Annotated in this window: 14 protein-coding genes and 2 pseudogenes; 13 read left to right on the top strand and 3 right to left on the bottom strand. The window is 60.1% G+C overall.

Translation table 11 applies throughout. From position 1 onward, the window contains the following. Positions 1-4 precede the first annotated feature (4 nt). The 3 genes from leuA (at position 5) to AB5Y93_RS14615 (ending at position 4,121) form a co-directional block, all read left to right on the top strand. Complete coding sequence (gene leuA / locus AB5Y93_RS14625) at positions 5-1,663, top strand: 2-isopropylmalate synthase (RefSeq protein ID WP_301481079.1); 1,659 nt, start codon at positions 5-7, stop codon at positions 1,661-1,663. A gap of 243 nt (positions 1,664-1,906) precedes the next feature. Then, a complete protein-coding gene (locus tag AB5Y93_RS14620; protein WP_368229706.1) occupies positions 1,907-2,812 on the top strand; it encodes a GGDEF domain-containing protein in 906 nt (301 codons plus the stop codon). 145 nt (positions 2,813-2,957) lie between these two features. After that, complete coding sequence (locus AB5Y93_RS14615; protein WP_368229705.1) at positions 2,958-4,121, top strand: DUF1615 domain-containing protein; 1,164 nt, start codon at positions 2,958-2,960, stop codon at positions 4,119-4,121. A gap of 70 nt (positions 4,122-4,191) precedes the next feature. Here the strand turns inward: AB5Y93_RS14615 and AB5Y93_RS14610 are convergent, their stop codons facing one another. The 3 genes from AB5Y93_RS14610 to AB5Y93_RS14600 form a co-directional block, all read right to left on the bottom strand. After that, positions 4,192-5,223, bottom strand: coding sequence for a DUF4917 family protein (locus tag AB5Y93_RS14610; RefSeq protein ID WP_368229704.1), 1,032 nt, complete (start codon positions 5,221-5,223; stop codon positions 4,192-4,194). 316 nt (positions 5,224-5,539) lie between these two features. After that, entirely contained in the window at positions 5,540-6,160 is a 621-nt protein-coding gene (locus AB5Y93_RS14605; protein WP_010675182.1) for a topoisomerase DNA-binding C4 zinc finger domain-containing protein, read from the bottom strand. A gap of 217 nt (positions 6,161-6,377) precedes the next feature. Next, positions 6,378-7,346 (bottom strand): autotransporter domain-containing protein, encoded by a 969-nt coding sequence (locus AB5Y93_RS14600; protein WP_368229703.1) that lies wholly within the window; start codon positions 7,344-7,346, stop codon positions 6,378-6,380. A 333-nt stretch (positions 7,347-7,679) separates the two neighbouring features. Here AB5Y93_RS14600 and AB5Y93_RS14595 point away from each other — a divergent pair, with 333 nt between their 5' ends. The 10 genes and pseudogenes from AB5Y93_RS14595 to AB5Y93_RS14550 all read left to right on the top strand — a co-directional run bounded on the left by AB5Y93_RS14595 (position 7,680) and on the right by AB5Y93_RS14550 (position 15,550). Continuing rightward, positions 7,680-8,330, top strand: a complete 651-nt coding sequence (locus AB5Y93_RS14595) for a DedA family protein (protein WP_039040377.1) — start codon at positions 7,680-7,682, stop codon at positions 8,328-8,330. 245 nt (positions 8,331-8,575) lie between these two features. Next, positions 8,576-9,871 carry a DEAD/DEAH box helicase gene (locus AB5Y93_RS14590; protein ID WP_010675179.1) on the top strand — a complete coding sequence of 432 codons (1,296 nt, stop codon included), beginning with the start codon at positions 8,576-8,578 and terminating at the stop codon, positions 9,869-9,871. 114 nt (positions 9,872-9,985) lie between these two features. Then, the gene (locus tag AB5Y93_RS14585) at positions 9,986-10,621 is read left to right on the top strand and encodes a DUF2913 family protein (protein ID WP_128271676.1); all 636 of its coding nucleotides are present in this window, start codon (positions 9,986-9,988) and stop codon (positions 10,619-10,621) included. A gap of 254 nt (positions 10,622-10,875) precedes the next feature. Further along, a complete protein-coding gene (locus AB5Y93_RS14580; protein ID WP_029314738.1) occupies positions 10,876-11,916 on the top strand; it encodes a M35 family metallo-endopeptidase in 1,041 nt (346 codons plus the stop codon). 44 nt (positions 11,917-11,960) lie between these two features. After that, positions 11,961-12,392: a hypothetical protein gene (locus AB5Y93_RS14575; protein WP_041213092.1), complete on the top strand. Its 432-nt coding sequence runs from the start codon at positions 11,961-11,963 to the stop codon at positions 12,390-12,392. 140 nt (positions 12,393-12,532) lie between these two features. After that, positions 12,533-12,616 (top strand): annotated as a pseudogene (locus AB5Y93_RS14570) (methyltransferase); the annotation flags it as partial. A gap of 9 nt (positions 12,617-12,625) precedes the next feature. Beyond that, a pseudogene (locus tag AB5Y93_RS14565) lies at positions 12,626-12,977 on the top strand (nuclear transport factor 2 family protein). Between the two features lie 327 nt (positions 12,978-13,304). Continuing rightward, a complete protein-coding gene (locus AB5Y93_RS14560) occupies positions 13,305-14,078 on the top strand; it encodes an amino acid ABC transporter substrate-binding protein (protein WP_368229702.1) in 774 nt (257 codons plus the stop codon). Positions 14,079-14,135: 57 nt separating this feature from the next. Then, positions 14,136-14,792 (top strand): amino acid ABC transporter permease, encoded by a 657-nt coding sequence (locus AB5Y93_RS14555; protein WP_368229701.1) that lies wholly within the window; start codon positions 14,136-14,138, stop codon positions 14,790-14,792. Then, positions 14,789-15,550, top strand: a complete 762-nt coding sequence (locus AB5Y93_RS14550) for an amino acid ABC transporter ATP-binding protein (RefSeq protein WP_042864046.1) — start codon at positions 14,789-14,791, stop codon at positions 15,548-15,550. The genes AB5Y93_RS14555 and AB5Y93_RS14550 overlap by 4 nt, the downstream gene beginning before the upstream one ends. The last annotated feature ends 77 nt before the right edge of the window (positions 15,551-15,627 follow it).

The raw sequence follows: 15,627 nt of genomic DNA, 5'->3' as shown, positions 1-15,627 counted from the left end.
GAATATGAGCTTCGATCATCGCAAATACCGCCGTGCCCCCGTGATCAACCTGGCGGATCGCCAGTGGCCCAACCGGGTACTGGAGCGGGCACCGCTGTGGTGCGCCGTGGACCTGCGCGACGGCAACCAGGCGCTGGTCGAGCCCATGACGGTGGCCCAGAAGCTGCAAATGTGGGCGCTGATGACCCACATCGGTTTCAAGCACATCGAGGTGGGCTTCCCGGCGGCCTCCCAGCCCGACTTCGATTTTGTGCGCGAACTCATCGAGCGCAACCTCATCCCCGATGACGTCACCATCCAGGTGCTGGTGCAGGCGCGCGAAGATCTGATCGCCCGCACCTTCGAGGCCCTCAAGGGGGCGAAGCGGGCCATCGTTCACGTCTACAACTCGGTCAACCCGACCCAGCGCAACTACGTGTTCAACTCGGGGCGTGAAGGGGTCAAGGCCATCGCCGTGCAGGGGGCGCGCTGGGTGAGGGAGTATGCGGCCCGCAATCCGGGCACCGAGTGGAGTTTCCAGTATTCCCCGGAGAGTTTCAGCAGTACCGAGGTGGAGTTCGCCGTCGAGGTGTGTGACGCCGTCATCGACGAGTGGCGTGCCGCTGCCCGTCCCATGATCCTGAACCTCCCCGCCACGGTGGAGGTGAGCACCCCCAACGTGTTTGCGGATCAGGTGGAGTGGTTCTGCCGACACCTCAAGGCGCGACCCGAGGTGAGCATCTCCATCCACACCCACAACGACAGAGGCTGCGGGGTGGCCGCCGCCGAGCTGGCGGTGCTGGCGGGGGCGGATCGCATCGAGGGCACCCTGCTCGGCAACGGGGAGCGCACCGGCAACATGGACATCGTCACCATGGCCATGAACCTCTACAGTCAGGGGATTGACCCCGAGCTGGACCTGTCCGACATGGATGCCATCGTCGCCACCGTGGGGGCCTGCACCCAGATTGCCCTGCACCCGCGCCACCCCTATGCCGGCGAGCTGGTCTACACGGCGTTTTCCGGCAGCCACCAGGACGCCATCCGCAAGTCTCTCGCGGCAGAAAAACCGGATCACTACTGGGACGTGGCTTACCTGCCCATCGATCCTGCCGATCTCGGTCGCAGCTACGAGGCGGTGATCCGCATCAACAGCCAGTCCGGCAAGGGAGGGGTGACCTATCTGCTGGAACGTGACCTCGGTCTGCAACTGCCGCGCTGGCTGCAAATCGACTTCAGCCGCCGGGTGCAGGCCGAGGCTGAGGCGAGCAGTAGCGAAATCAGCCCGGAGCAGATCCGCACCCTGTTCGAGCAGCACTATCTTGAGCCGGCCCACGGCTATCGCATCGGGCGCTTCCAGCTCGGTCATGACAGTCAGGAGAGCCTGCGCCTGGAGTTGCAGACCCCCCACGGCACCCTGCAACTGTGCGGTGAAGGGGAGGGAGCCATCACGGCCCTGGTCAACGGCTGGCAGCGTCAGACCGGCATGCACATCGATGTGCTGGATTACTCCGAGCATGCGCTCACCGCCGGCACCGAATCCCGCGCCGCCGCCTATGTGCTGCTGAGCGTCGAGGGCACCCGGATGTGTGGCGTTGCCGTCGGTCGCGACGTGGTCAACGCCTCCCTGCAGGCGGTGATCAACGGCGCCGCCCAGCATCAGGCCCTGCGCCAGAGCGCCTGAGGCGGCACTGCCCGCTTGCCGTGAGGGCGAGCAGGGAAGGGCCGCCCGCCCCGATTCACGGCAGATCGCGCCGTCCCCGTTGCAACAATCCCCTGACCCATATGGTGAGGGGATTGTTTTTTATGGAAAAATCGGCCCACAATATCAGTGATTTGCCACCAGGAATGCCGTCGGGGTTCGCTGGCGATGGCAGCCAACGGCTGCCATTCGGGATAGAAGACATGCGCGCTTGGAGCCCAAAACATGATGAAGACTCCCCTCAGGTTATCCGTTCACCCCGCCCGGTTCTTCTCGCTTCCTCCCTGCCGTCGTTTCGTGCTGGTGAGCCTGCCCTGTCTGCTGCTGCTGACGGGGATCCTGGCCGGGGTCAGCTTTGATCCCCTGGCAGAGCACAACCTCTATACCGTCGGGGCTCTGGCCGAAGCGCTCAACGTGCTGACCTTGCTGTTCATGTTCTGGGTGGTGCAGTGTGCCCAGATCACCTTGAGAACCTATCTCTCCCTCACCGGCGGGCTGACCCTCTGGCTCGTTTCCGGCGTCATCGATCTGATGGATGAGGTCTATTTCCAGCCCTGGTGGCTCTCCACGGTGGAAGACAGCCTGCGCACGATCGGCATGCTGGCCTCGGCCTGGGGTGTGCTGCTGATGGTGCAGCAGATGTATGGCACCCAGATGCGGCTCTCCTCTCTCGCCATGTCAGACGAGCTGACCGGGCTCTCCAATCGCCGGGCGTTTCGCGCCGTGCTGGAGGCGCACGGAGAGGAGGGGACGCCGCTCCTGCTGCTGGATCTCGATCACTTCAAGCTGATCAACGATCGCTATGGCCACGCCATCGGCGACAATGTGCTGCGTGAATTCAGCACCCTGCTGCGCCAGCTCTGCCCATTGGATGGGGTGGTGGCACGCCTTGGGGGAGAGGAGTTTGCCATCTGGCTGCCCGGCATGACGGGCGACAAGGCCCGTGCGCTGGCGGAGCAGATAAGGTGCGCGACCGAAGAGCTGGTCTCAGGTGACGGGGTAAGATTCACCGTGAGCCTTGCCCTGGGTATCAGCCAGAGCGGGGAGGGGGTGGATGCTCTGCTCCAGCGCATCGATCTCGCCCTCTATCAGGCCAAGTACCTGGGACGCAACCGGGTGGAGCTGGCGTGATGACGCCAGGGAATGCCGCAGCCAGCGGGCCAGCAGGTTCATCCGCCTTCATCTTGTCAGACTTGTTCCCTACAATGTCCGCCTCCATGCATTCGAGCCCTCTCATTCGCGATGAGGGGCAGGTCCCGCTCTTCAGGAAGCCTTCATGATCCCCTCTCACTCCTTGTTTGATGCCCATTGGCGCTGGCTGTCACTGCTTTCCCTTGCCCTGCTGTCGGGTTGTGCCAGCGAGCCTCCCGCCCCGACCAGCCCGGCGACGCCGGCGGGGCGCCCCATTCCCAAGGCGATGCAGCCGCAAAAACCGGCCGACATGAAGAGCCGCATCGTGCGCTTCCTGCCGCGCAACGTGGTGGACAAGCCGGGCTGGGCCAATGACGTGGTGACGGCGCTCACCACCCAGGGGCTGACGGTGAGCGATCACAACGTCTGCAGCGTGCTGGCGGTGGCGGAGCAGGAGGCGACCTATCAGGCGGACCCCGTGGTGCCCAACCTCAACAAGATTGCCTGGAAGGAGATCAATGCCCGGGCCGGCAAGCTGCTGATCCCCGAGTTCATGGTGCGCACGGCCCTCTCCATCCAATCCCCCACTGGCAAGAGCTATGCCGAGCGCATCGACAAGCTTCGCACCGAGCGGGAGATGAGCGAGATCTTCGAAGACATGATAGGCAGCGTCCCCATGGGCAAGCAGCTCTTTGGCAACCTCAACCCGGTGCGCACCGGCGGCCCCATGCAGGTGAGCGTCGCCTTTGCCGAAGCCAACGCCCGTGGCTACCCCTATCCCGTGAAGGAGTCCATTCGCCACGAGGTGTTCACTCGTCGGGGCGGCATCTGGTTTGGCACCAAACACATCTTCGGCTATCCCGCCGACTACCCGGATACCCTCTATCGCTTCGCCGACTTCAATGCGGGCTGGTACGCGAGCCGCAATGCGGCCTTCCAGGCGGCGGTAAGCCGGGTGAGTGGCAAGCCCCTGGCCCTGGACGGGGATCTCATCCGCTACGACTCGGATTTGCCCGGCAAGACCGAACTCGCGGTCCACAGCGTCGCCAGCCGCGTCAACATGAGCAAGCAGGCCATTCACCAGAGCCTGAAGCTGGGGGACAGCAGCGACTTTGCCAAAAGCGATCTCTACCACAGGGTCTTCGCCCTGGCCGACAAACAGGCCGGGACACGGCAACCTCGCGCCATCCTGCCCGGCATCCAGCTAAAGAGCCCCAAGATCACCCGCAACCTCACCACCGCCTGGTTTGCCAAGCGGGTGGATGACAGGGAGCAGGCCTGCGTCAGGAAGATGGCGAGCATTCGCTGACAGCCAGAGACAACCAGGGCGGCCAATGGGCCGCCATATATTTCATCATTTATCTAAAACACTAAGGATATTAACGCCAAACAGGGACAGTCTTTGCATCAAACAAGTTCACTTTACACTTAAACTTCCCTTTTATACGCTCAATATGTTTTCTATCGTCCTCAGAGTAGACGCCGATGTAAATACTTAATAATCTGTCAGGCATTTTTCTACCTGGCTTTGCTGCGATATTTATTGCATTTATGATATGTTCATCATATTCGCCAAAGTTAAATCCAAAGGTTATCAATGAACCTTCAATAGCACACAATGCATCATAGCAATAAGTTAGATATCGATTGTGAAGGATGTGACTTAACTTTTCGTCGCCATTTCCTGATGCAACAAAGATGGGGTATTGTGAATTGTGAATTCGTTCTTTTATATTTTCAAGAATGTATTTTTTAGGTGTATATTGTTCTTTGGTTATGTGAATCCCCTGGTCAAATATTAGAAGAGAACCATGAAGGTAATGGATATTTTGTTTATCTCTATGCAATCCCCATCGCAGTTCAGAAAACTCAGGCTCATCAGCTGAGCTATCTTCGATATCTCTACCGAAACCATCTATATGGTGAATCGTACCTTTTCGCAATAATACCCAATATAACAATATATCATAGTTCGTGCTGAATATATTGCCATTGCTAGATATGAATGGAGATAGAAATCTAGCACACTTATTGATTTCATCGTCAGAAAGTTTAAATACATGCTCAGGATGTAATGCTTCAACAGCATCAATTAGGCTCTCTTTTAGTTGTTGACTGGTCTGTAATATGTCACTTTCTAAGTTTTTGTCACAACCAAAAACACGGGCTAGATCAATGAAATTATCTAGTTGTTGCATGACAAGTTCGAAGTTCTTGGTTTTGACTATGTCAAACAGAGACTTGATCTTTAAGTTATCTTGAGAACTTATAAAATTATGTAGTGCATTATATGAAAAAATATCCGGGTTGTAGGCCATACTAAATCCATTACCCAGAAGTAAGTGGATTTGCCGTTGCTTGGCTTTCAGCTCGCTTGTTATTTGCTGATACGTTTTTAGGTTCTGGCTCATACAATTCTCCACCTGTGCTCTATAGTATTTAAAAATTATTTGGTATCAGGGTTGAATTTTTTGATACAACGCAATTAGGGTGTGTAATACGCATAAAATAATTTTCCCCATTTGACAATTACATGTGTTCGACTTGAGTGTTGGGGGCTGTGAGAGCTGCTTGTTGCCCCATGCATTCTTAACTTAATCAGGTTACTACTACGGCGTTTTGAACAGGATTGTGAGCAACAATAGTGGCAGTAGAAATCAACGCTGAGCTAGCAGCGGGTCTATAAGCATAGTGATATGCCTTTACAGACCCTGGTCAGGGATGCGTCTAGATGGGAATGATGCTGCGACACTTGGGATAGCTTGTGCACCCCCAGAAGCTATTGCCCTTGGTGTCCCCCCGCTTGCTGATACGCAATACCATGGTGGTACCGCATTTGGGGCAAGCTGGGGCTGGCCCAGCATTTACCACCGCAGCTTCGCTCTCGTCACTGCTGCTGGCGACCCTTTCCAGCGTGATGCGTACCTCTTCACTGACTCTGATGATCCGCTGCGCTTCGGCATAGGCATCGCGGTAGAGCTCTCCGTCGTCCGAGCGCAGAATCAAGACGCCCATCTCGTTGTTGTTCACCTGGCTGAATTCGTAGAGGTTCAGGCTGGTGACAATGCACATCTCCTCATTGAGGTAGCACTTGGCATGGAGATTTTTGCAAAAGCTGGTGCGGATATAGGTGAGCTCCTTGAGCCAGCTGATCTCTTCCGGTTGGAGTTCGCTCTTGCCATAGACGATCCGCACATCGATCTTGAGCCGGTTCTTGTCGGTCAGCAGCTCCTTGATCCTGTCATTGAGTTTGAGAAAGGGGCTGATCAGGATTAACCGCTCCTTGGCATCCTTTATCAGCTCTTCGAGGAAATAGTTGGTTGCGCTGGTATTCAGAAATTTGGCCATAACAAGCTCCCTGTCCCTGGAAATGTCATGTGTTCTCTGCTCAACAGTAGGTAGTCAGCCTGACCACAATCCCCGGCGTGGTTCTGCTTCACGTCTTCACCCACCGTCCGTATCCCCATGCTAGGAGATACAGGTGGGACCTCATAGCGGCAATGGAGTCAAATGTGCGTTCAGTCAGAGATTTGGTGATGGGGACGGTTCATGTCGCCTTGCTGCGCTAGAAACTCATCGCCAGTCCGATGGAGTAGCCGCTGGTACTGTTGCTGAACATATAGCGGGCCACCAGCCGGGTGCGGGTGATGAAGATGTCGTACTTGCTGCTGTCGAGTTCGAGGCCAAGTCCCAGGGAGTTGAGGCTGTTGAAACCGAGCAGCCCCCGTTGCTGCCCCAGGTATTCGGTTCTGGCTCCTTCCAGCACGTAGCGAAGGGGCCTGTCCAGCAGGGTCCAGTCCCAGAGGGGAGCGCGGCGGCGCAGGTAAAGCCCGAGGTTTTCCGCATCGGCCTGACCGGTGACGCTCTCGGCGGTGCCGGTGAAGCTTTGCAGATGCTGGTAGGAGTAGCGCAGCTCGGCATCGATGTCCTGGGCGGCGGAGAAGAGTTCATAGTCCAGCATCAATGAGCCGCCGAGGCCATAGACATTGAGGTTGCCGCCATCGAGGAAGTCGAGGCTTCTGCCTGTCCTGTATTCGATCAGGGCGGCACCGATACGCAGATCGCTCGCCACCGTGCCCAGGGTGACATTGGCGATGGGGCGCAGCACCAGGTTGCCGCCAAAGCGGTCACGGTGCAGGCTGAAGTCCCAGCCAATGCCGCCGGTGGCGCTAAGGCTGTTCCATTTGGTGGGGATGGTGCGGGTCTCGTTGCCATCGGTGAACACGAACTGGGGATCGTAGCGGCTGTAGCCCAGGGTGCCCTCCAGATAGAGGGGAACATCCTCGCTCAGGGTGGCGCCACCCCCGAGCTGGGTGATGGTGAGGGCAGAGGTGTCGTTGGTGCCGCTGCCGATATCCAGGTTGCTGGCGGTGATATCCGGCACCACAGCGTAGCTCATCAGGGAGACGACGGCGTTGGCGCGCTGTTGAACCAGGCTTTCGTCGCTGGCACGGGCCTTTGTCACAAGACCGGCAGAGACGCCGGCAATAACCGCCAGCAAGGAAAGTGTGTGAGAAGAGAGCGGTCTTGCCATACCTGGCTCCATGAGTACCCCGTCCATTGGGGCATGTTCACACTGTAACGGGTTTCATCTGGCTTGGCAGCCTGGCAAGGGCAGGCCCGTCCTGTTTTGGGGGCGTGCGCATTGGCCTGATGGGCCAAGCTGCCCTCGCTTTGGCGGGGGCAGGGGGGGGCGAGAAGGGTGAGCCGCTGGGCAGAAATCACAGACATTAATTTATTGTTCAGTTCCCCGGGTGTATAAGAGGCCTCCCATACGAACATTGGGGTGGTAGCAGGGATGGATTACCAGACGGGGCCTTCGGGTCATCATGACGAATGCGCATTACGTTGATGGGAGTCACACCAGATGCAGGACATGCTGCTTGCCATATGGCATCAGGATTTTGATCAGCTTATACAAATGCAGGCAATCGGTCTGCTCGTCACCTGTCTGGTGGTGATCCTCTTCCTTGAATCGAGCTTCGTCTTTCTGCCCCTGCCCGGTGACAGCCTGGTGCTGCTGGCGGGCGGTCTGGTGGGCATGGGGGTGCTGGGACCCGAGGTGACCTTGCTCTATCTGCCGCTCGCGGCCGGGATAGGGAGCGTGCTCGCCTACTGGCAGGGGCAGGCACTGCATGGCACCCGTTTCATGGGCCATGTGGAGCGAATGATCCCGGAAGGGAGCCTGCCCAGGGCCTCCCGACTGCTGGATCGTTACGGCTTCTGGGCCATGTTCGTGTCCCGTTTCATCCCCTTCGTGAGAGTGTTGACCCCCATGTTAATGGGAGTCTCCCGCCTGCACCTGCTGCGGGTGGCCGTGGCGAGTTTTGCCAGCGCCTTCCTCTGGTCCCTGGTGCTGAGCATGGCCGGCAAGATGGTGATGGCGACCCCGGTCTTTGCCCATCATCAGGAGCTGCTGACCAAGTGCCTGCTTGTCACCTCTTTCGGGTTGTTCGTCATCGCGGTGGCGGCCATCGGCATGCGGCTGCTCAAGCGTCCGAGCAAGCGGGTGCGCTGATCTCACTGCCCGGGCTGCGCCTGCTGCCGCGTCTGGAGAGCGCAGCCCCCGGAAAAATACAGGCCATTTGAGGCGGCATTCCTGTCGCCTATCTGTTACACTTCGCGCCCGCCATTTTCCGGCTCATCTTCTGATCTGATGTCAGACCCAGCCGTCCTTGGCTCCACGCCTCGCCGATGCCAGGCCACACGCCGGCCCAGGCCACCCACGCCAACTACAGCTCCGCTGGAACACAGGAACCCAACATGAGATTTGAATCGTTCGATTTTGCCCCCGAGATTTTGCGCGCCATCTCAGATTGCGGTTATCAGGAGATGACCCCTGTGCAGAGCCAGGCCATCCCGGCCATTCGCCGTGGCCGCGATGTGCTGGCCAGTGCCCAGACCGGTACCGGCAAGACCGCCGCCTTTGCGTTGCCCATCCTGCAACGCCTGGTAGACAACCCGGCGCCGGTGCAGCCTTCCAATGCCCGCGTGCTGATCCTGACCCCGACCCGCGAGCTGGCGGCCCAGGTGGCGAGCAATATCAACGATTTCGCCAAGTATCTTGATATCACTACCCTCACCATCGTGGGTGGCGGCAAACAGGATGTGCAGGCCAAGAAGCTCAAAGCGGGCGCACACATCATAGTGGCCACCCCTGGCCGTCTGCTCGAGCACCTCACCGCCTGCAACCTGAGCCTCTCCGGGGTCGAGACTCTGGTGCTGGACGAGGCGGATCGCATCCTCGACATGGGCTTTAGCGCCGATGTGCAGCAGATCCTGCAGGCGGTCAACAAGACCCGCCAGAACCTGCTCTTCTCCGCCACCTTCTCCGAGGCGGTGAAAAAGCTGGCCAACCTCATGCTGGACAAACCCCAGGTGGTGGCCGTCGACAAGCAGAACTCCACCGCCGACACCGTGAGCCACACCGTTTATCCGGTGGAACAGAAGCGCAAGCGCGAGCTGCTCTCCGAGCTTATCGGCAAGCAGAACTGGCAGCAGGTGCTGGTGTTTGCCAGCACCCGCGAGAGCTGCGATGAACTGGTGGAGGAGCTCAACCTCGACGGCATCAAGTCTGCCGTGGTGCACGGTGACAAGGCCCAGGGGAGCCGTCGCCGCGCCTTGCGTGAATTCACCGAAGGCAAGCTGCGGGTGCTGGTGGCCACCGAGGTGGCCGCCCGCGGCCTGGACATTCCGAGCCTGGAATACGTGGTCAACTATGATCTGCCGTTCCTCGCGGAAGATTACGTGCACCGTATCGGCCGAACCGGTCGCGCTGGCAAGAGCGGCATGGCCATCTCCTTCGTCAGTCGCGAGGAGGAGCGCACCCTGCTGGAGATCGAGGCCCTCATCGGCCAGAAGATCCGCCGCATCATGGTGCCGGGTTACGAGGTGAGCAGCCGTGACGACCTCATCAAGCAGTTGCAGGAGCGCCGCCGCTTCGGCAAGCGCCCGCAGCGTGAAGACAATGCCGCCGCCCAGGCCATGGCCGAGGCGAAACTGCAAGGTCAGCGCCTCAAGCGTCTGGCAGCGGCCAAGAAGCCCCGTCAGCCGAAATAAGGCAACGTCGCCCCCTCCCGGTCGGGGAGGGGCGTTTACTCTCCAAAGGCGCCACTGGCGCCTTTGTGCTGTCGATGACGCGGCCCCTGGCCGCCCCGTTTCAGAGGATCCGAGATGACCCTTCCTGCTTACAATCAGGCCCTGCTCGAGATGGCCCGCCAGAGCCTGGCGGAGCTGGAGCGCACCGCCGCCCAGAAGACGGGCAAACGCACCCCCGCCCAGGAGAGCCACTTTCTCTGTACCTGGATGGCGGATTCTCTCAAGGAGAAACGCTTCTCCCGGTTGGTGATGGAGGATCTCAAGACCTGGGTGCAACTGGGGCGGACGCTGGGGGCGGGGGCCGATCTCAAGGGGCTGCTTGAGCGGGTGCAGCGCCAGTATGAGCGTGCCATGCATGAGCCGGTACAGCTGGGGGCGCGCCTGGCCGATCTGCTCTTGGCGCTGGAGGGGGCGGGCTGGCTGGTGTTCACCGACAGCGAACTGCACACCCGGCAGCGGCTGCTGAGCCAGGGGCAATCCAGCCTGGTCATCTCGGCCAGCGAGTATCAGGGCCATATCGAGGGGGGTGAGCTGGTCAAGCCCCTCACCCTCTATGTGCGCGGGGACGAGCAGGTACTGGCCGAGGCGGCATTTGCCCGGGGCCTGCTGCTGAGCCAGGGCAACAAGAAAACCACCCTGGTCAAGCACCACAAGGCCTATCGGCTGATGCCGGGCAACGCGCAGCCGGCCCTGGCGCTGCTGGCCTCCTGACCCCGCCTTCTCATCCCGTCACCCGGCCCTGCGCCGGGTTTTTTTATGGCAAATACGCCACACGGGGTTGCCTGCACGCCCGGGGCCGGGCGGGCAATCTTTGTCGCAGCCAAGAGGCTCCCCCTCTGATGGGGGGCGTCCCCCATATGGAGGGATGGTGGGGTGGTGCTTCTGCTCTAGGGTGGATGGGCCCCAAAGAGGGCCTTACAGGAAGCAGACCGCCTGACAAGGCGACACTCAATGAATGAGGAAACATGATGAAAGCGACTCCAATTGCCCTGTTGCTGGCCGGCGTGCTGGCGTCCCCGCTCTGCGCCGCCGGACTCGATGCCCGGCTCACCCTGGTGGAGGGCAGCACAGACGATGTGCGCGTCAACCTGACCTTGACCAACACCGGGGAGAAGCCGGTTCGTCTGCTCAAATGGCAACTGCCGGGCAGCGAGGATGCTCCCCTGTTCCAGGTGGAGCGTGACGGCCAGCCGGTGGATTACGAAGGGGCCCTGATCAAGCGGGCCGCCCCGAGTGACAAGGACTACCAACTGCTCAAGGCGGGCCAGAGCCTGACAGTGCAGGCGGAGGTCTCCGGTCTCTACGACATGAGCGCCCAGGGCCAGTACAGCATCCGTTACCTGCTGCCGACCGTGGCGCAGGAGGGGAAAGCGGCCAAGGCCAAACAGGCCCAGGCGAGCGAGTCCAATGCCGTGACCCTCTGGGTGGACGGGGTGAGCGACGATCGGGTGCTGGCCAAGGCTGCGGTGGCCGAGCCCCAGGCGGTGAGCGCCTCGGTCAGCTTCAGCGGCCGTTGCACCAACACCCAGAAGAGCGACATCCTGGCGGCGCTCGATGCCGCGAGTGGCATCGCCAACAACTCCAGCAGCTACCTCGCGGTGGACAAGCCGAATGGGCAGCGCTACCGCAGCTGGTTTGGCGCCTATGACGCCACCCGCTGGAACCAGGCCGAGACCAACTTCAGCAAGATCAAGGATGCCATCGACAACAAGCCGCTCACCTTCGACTGCGGTTGCAAGCAGAGTTACTTTGCCTATGTCTATCCGGACCAGCCCTACAAGGTCTATCTGTGCAAGAGCTTCTGGACAGCGCCGGTCACCGGGACCGATTCCCGCGCCGGCACCATTGTCCACGAGCTGAGCCACTTCAACGTGGTGGCGGGCACCGACGATCTGGGATACGGTCAGGCCAATGCGCGCAATCTGGCGAGCACGGATCCCCAGAAGGCCCTGAACAATGCCGACAACCATGAATATTTCGCCGAGAATACCCCGAGCGAAAATTGAGTTGCAAACAGGGGCCGGATGGCCCCTTTTTTGACGGAGGCACCATGATGACACTCTTGCTCACCACCCTGGCACTGGCGCCCTTGCAGTGCGAGCTGTCGGTCAGCGCAGAGAGCGGGGTGAACGAACCCCTGCCCCTGGTGATGACCCTGACCAACCGGGGGGAGACGCCCCTCGAGGTATTGACCTGGTTCACCCCCTTCGAGGGGTGGTTTGCCGATGCCATCGACCTGACCCGCGATGGGCAGCCGCTGGACTATCGAGGGCCGCTTGCCAAGCGAGGTACCCCCGGGGACGGCGACTTCCTGCACCTGGGGGCGGGGGAGCAGAGCCAGGCCGATGCGGACCTGGCGCAGGCCTACGATCTGTCCCAACCGGGCCGCTACCGGCTCAGCTATCGTGCCCAGCCCCTGACGCTGACCAAGGGCGTGGCGCCCAGCTGCCCCGCCATCGACTTTACCCGGGTGGCCCCCTAGGCGATCTGCAGCTTGCCCTTGGTATCCAGCAGCCCGACGGCGCGGGGGCCACCGCCAGAGCGGGTGACGATTGGCTTTCCCGCCAGCAGCTGTGCACCAGCGTGATCACATGGTCATCCATGGGTATCGTCTTTATCCGGATGGCACAGGCAGAGCAGGATCCGGCGTTTGCGACCTCGCTGGTGTCGGTGGGCAAGGGGGAGTGGCTGGTGGTGCGGTTGTAGGGGAAAGGCATGGAAAACAAGACCATGGAACCAAAAGCAGTTGTGGAGGCCTACTGGCAGGCCATGCAAAGCAACGATTTCGTCAAGACCCCCAGGTGGCTGAGCGATGACTTCCTCTGTGACTGGCCAACGTCGGGGGAGCGGCGCGCGGGGCGGGTCAACTTCGTCGAGATCCATCGGCGCTACCCGGCGGCCGGGCCCTGGAATATCGACATCGTCCGCCTGCCGGAGCAGGGCGGGAGGTGGTGACCGAAGTGGTGATCACTGACGGTGACGTCAAGGCGCGCGCCATCGCGCCTTTACCTTCCACGTGGTGCGTGGCAATCCCATTTGCCATCAGACCGAATTTTGGCCCGATTGATACGTTGTGTCGTGATTGGGCCACTGCCATCCCGCGGGAGCTGCAACCCGCCTGATATGGTTTCCGCTGACGGAGCGCCGCCAGCGGGGCAACTCCTCGGCCAGCCCGGCCATTATTTATTCGTTATCCATTATTTCGCTAAATATCCCCGTATTTCATGGTTGGGTCATGCCATGAGCCACGTTATGTTTCATCCATACCGCCAGCAAGCACTATGAAGGTTATCTCTGCCGATAATTAATTTAAATTAAACATGATAACCGGCTGGTTTTATTTTGTGGTGGTTGGCAAGCGCTCTGGATGTTCATAAATATAACGAGGTGAATAATGAAAAAACGGCACTCCCTGTTTTTAATGGCGGCACTTCCGCTGGCACTGATGACATCGGTACAGGCACAGTCAAGCCTGGCCGAGATCCAGCGGGCCGGAGTGATCAAGATCGGCACCGAAGGGACCTATCCTCCCTTCACCTACCACGACAAGAGCGGCAAGCTGGTGGGCTTTGACGTGGAGATAGGCGAGCTGATTGCAAGCGGTCTGGGCGTGAAGCCGCAGTTCGTCGAGGGCAAGTGGGACGGGCTCATCGCCGGGGTGGGCGCCAAGCGCTACGACCTGGTGCTCAACGAAGTGGCCATCACCCCTGAGCGGCTGAAAAAATATGATTTTTCAGACCCCTACATCACCTCCAAGGCGGTGATCGTGGTGCACAGCGACAACCAAAGCATCAAGAGTTTTGCCGATCTGAAGGGCAAGAAATCCTCCCAGTCCCTGACCAGCAACTTCGCCCAGCTGGCGAAATCATCGGGCGCCGAGGTGGTAGCCACCGAGGGATTCAACCAGTCACTCGAACTGGTGCTGACCGGGCGGGTGGATGCCACCATCAACGACAGCCTCTCCTTCCTCGACTTCAAGAAACAGAAGCCGGACGCCAAATTGAAGGTGGCGGCCAGCGAGGCCAAGGGGGATCAATCAGCCGCCCTGCTCGCCAAGGGGCAACCCGAGTTGCTGGCTGCCATCAATCAGGCGCTGCGCAATGCCAAGCAGGATGGCGAATATCAGAAAATATCGCAGAAATATTTCGGCACCGACGTCTCGCAATAATATCGTGGCAACATAATAACAACTGAGGATATTAACGTGCCCGCCTGGTTGCAGTTAATGATCGACTCTTTTTGGCCCCTGCTCAGTGCGGGGCTTATTTTTACCGTGCCACTCACTCTGATTACCTTCGTGCTGGGAATCGTGCTCGGCTTGTCGGTGGCGCTGGCCAGATTATATGGTCCGGCTCCGCTGGTGATACTGGTCCGCTTCTATGTCTGGCTTATTCGGGGCACGCCCCTGCTGGTGCAGCTGTTTCTGATCTTTTACGGTCTGCCGAGCGCCGGCATCGTGCTGGACGCCTTCACCGCCGCCGTCATCGGTTTCACCCTCAACATCGGTGCCTACAGCTCGGAGATCATTCGTGCCACCCTGGCGGCCATCCCCAAGGGGCAGTGGGAGGCAGCCTACTCCATCGGCATGAACTGGCCCCAGGTCATGTGGCGGGTGATCCTGCCGCAGGCGGCGCGCATCGCGGTGCCACCGCTCTCTAACACCTTCATCTCCCTGGTCAAAGACACGTCGCTGGCGGCGGCGGTGACCGTGCCCGAGCTGTTTCAGGCGGCCCAGCGCCTCGCCTCCGTCACCTATGAGCCGCTCATTCTCTATATCGAGACGGCCCTCATCTACCTGATGTTCAGCTCGGTGCTCTCCACCCTGCAAGACAGGCTGGAGCTGCGACTGGCTCACAAAGAGACCCGGGAGGTCGCCCTATGATCCGCTTGAGTGGCATCGAGAAACAGTTTGCGGGGCAGCGCGTGTTGAAAGGGGTGGGGCTGGCGATGGCCGCGGGCAGCGTCACCGCCCTGATCGGTCCCTCCGGCAGCGGCAAGAGTACCTTGCTGCGCTGCGTGAACCTGCTGGAGCGACCCGATGCAGGCCAGCTGGTGCTGGGGGGCAGCGAGCTCGACTTTACCCGGCATCTGTCACGGCAAAGCGTGCTGGCCCTGCGCCAGCAGACCGGCATGGTGTTCCAGAATTTCCAGCTGTTCCCGCACATGACGGTACTGGAGAACGTGATGGAAGGGTTGGTGACCGTGTTGAAGTGGCCCAGGGAGAGGGCAGTGGCGCGCGCCCTGCAACTGCTCGACAAGGTGGGGCTCAGGCACAAGGCCGAGGCGGTGCCTGCCACCCTCTCCGGCGGTCAGCAGCAGCGGGTCGCCATTGCCCGGGCGCTGGCGCCATCTCCCAAGGTGCTGCTCTGTGACGAGCCTACCTCGGCGCTGGATCCCGAGCTTGCCCAGGAGGTGGTGACCGTGCTGCGCCAGCTGGCCAGTGAGGGGACCACCATGCTGATCGCCACCCATGACTTGCGCCTTGCAGCCCAGATTGCGCAGCAGGTGATCTTCCTGGAGGCCGGGGAGGTGGTGGAGGCGGGCAGTGCGCGCCAGATGTTCACCACCCCCAAGCGGGCACGTACCTTCGAATACATCTCCACCCTTACCGAACGGCTGCCGGAGAGCTGGAGTATCTAGCCGGTTCTGGCGGATTGAGAGCGAGATAAAAAACAGCCCCGCACGAGCGGGGCTGTTTGCATGACAGCGTGGTTGCG

Source organism: Aeromonas sp. R10-1 (assembly GCF_040908465.1).
In the GTDB taxonomy this organism is placed as follows: domain Bacteria; phylum Pseudomonadota; class Gammaproteobacteria; order Enterobacterales; family Aeromonadaceae; genus Aeromonas; species Aeromonas caviae.
The sequence above is the reverse complement of the archived record's forward strand: the minus strand, read 5'-3'. Positions and strand labels throughout refer to the sequence as shown.

Coding starts and splice junctions, on each gene's coding strand:
- leuA (WP_301481079.1), top strand. CDS start 5: ATGAGCTTCGATCATCGCAAATACCGCCGTGCCCCCGTGATCAACCTG.
- AB5Y93_RS14620 (WP_368229706.1), top strand. CDS start 1,907: ATGATGAAGACTCCCCTCAGGTTATCCGTTCACCCCGCCCGGTTCTTC.
- AB5Y93_RS14615 (WP_368229705.1), top strand. CDS start 2,958: ATGATCCCCTCTCACTCCTTGTTTGATGCCCATTGGCGCTGGCTGTCA.
- AB5Y93_RS14610 (WP_368229704.1), bottom strand. CDS start 5,223: ATGAGCCAGAACCTAAAAACGTATCAGCAAATAACAAGCGAGCTGAAA.
- AB5Y93_RS14605 (WP_010675182.1), bottom strand. CDS start 6,160: ATGGCCAAATTTCTGAATACCAGCGCAACCAACTATTTCCTCGAAGAG.
- AB5Y93_RS14600 (WP_368229703.1), bottom strand. CDS start 7,346: ATGGCAAGACCGCTCTCTTCTCACACACTTTCCTTGCTGGCGGTTATT.
- AB5Y93_RS14595 (WP_039040377.1), top strand. CDS start 7,680: ATGCAGGACATGCTGCTTGCCATATGGCATCAGGATTTTGATCAGCTT.
- AB5Y93_RS14590 (WP_010675179.1), top strand. CDS start 8,576: ATGAGATTTGAATCGTTCGATTTTGCCCCCGAGATTTTGCGCGCCATC.
- AB5Y93_RS14585 (WP_128271676.1), top strand. CDS start 9,986: ATGACCCTTCCTGCTTACAATCAGGCCCTGCTCGAGATGGCCCGCCAG.
- AB5Y93_RS14580 (WP_029314738.1), top strand. CDS start 10,876: ATGATGAAAGCGACTCCAATTGCCCTGTTGCTGGCCGGCGTGCTGGCG.
- AB5Y93_RS14575 (WP_041213092.1), top strand. CDS start 11,961: ATGATGACACTCTTGCTCACCACCCTGGCACTGGCGCCCTTGCAGTGC.
- AB5Y93_RS14560 (WP_368229702.1), top strand. CDS start 13,305: ATGAAAAAACGGCACTCCCTGTTTTTAATGGCGGCACTTCCGCTGGCA.
- AB5Y93_RS14555 (WP_368229701.1), top strand. CDS start 14,136: ATGATCGACTCTTTTTGGCCCCTGCTCAGTGCGGGGCTTATTTTTACC.
- AB5Y93_RS14550 (WP_042864046.1), top strand. CDS start 14,789: ATGATCCGCTTGAGTGGCATCGAGAAACAGTTTGCGGGGCAGCGCGTG.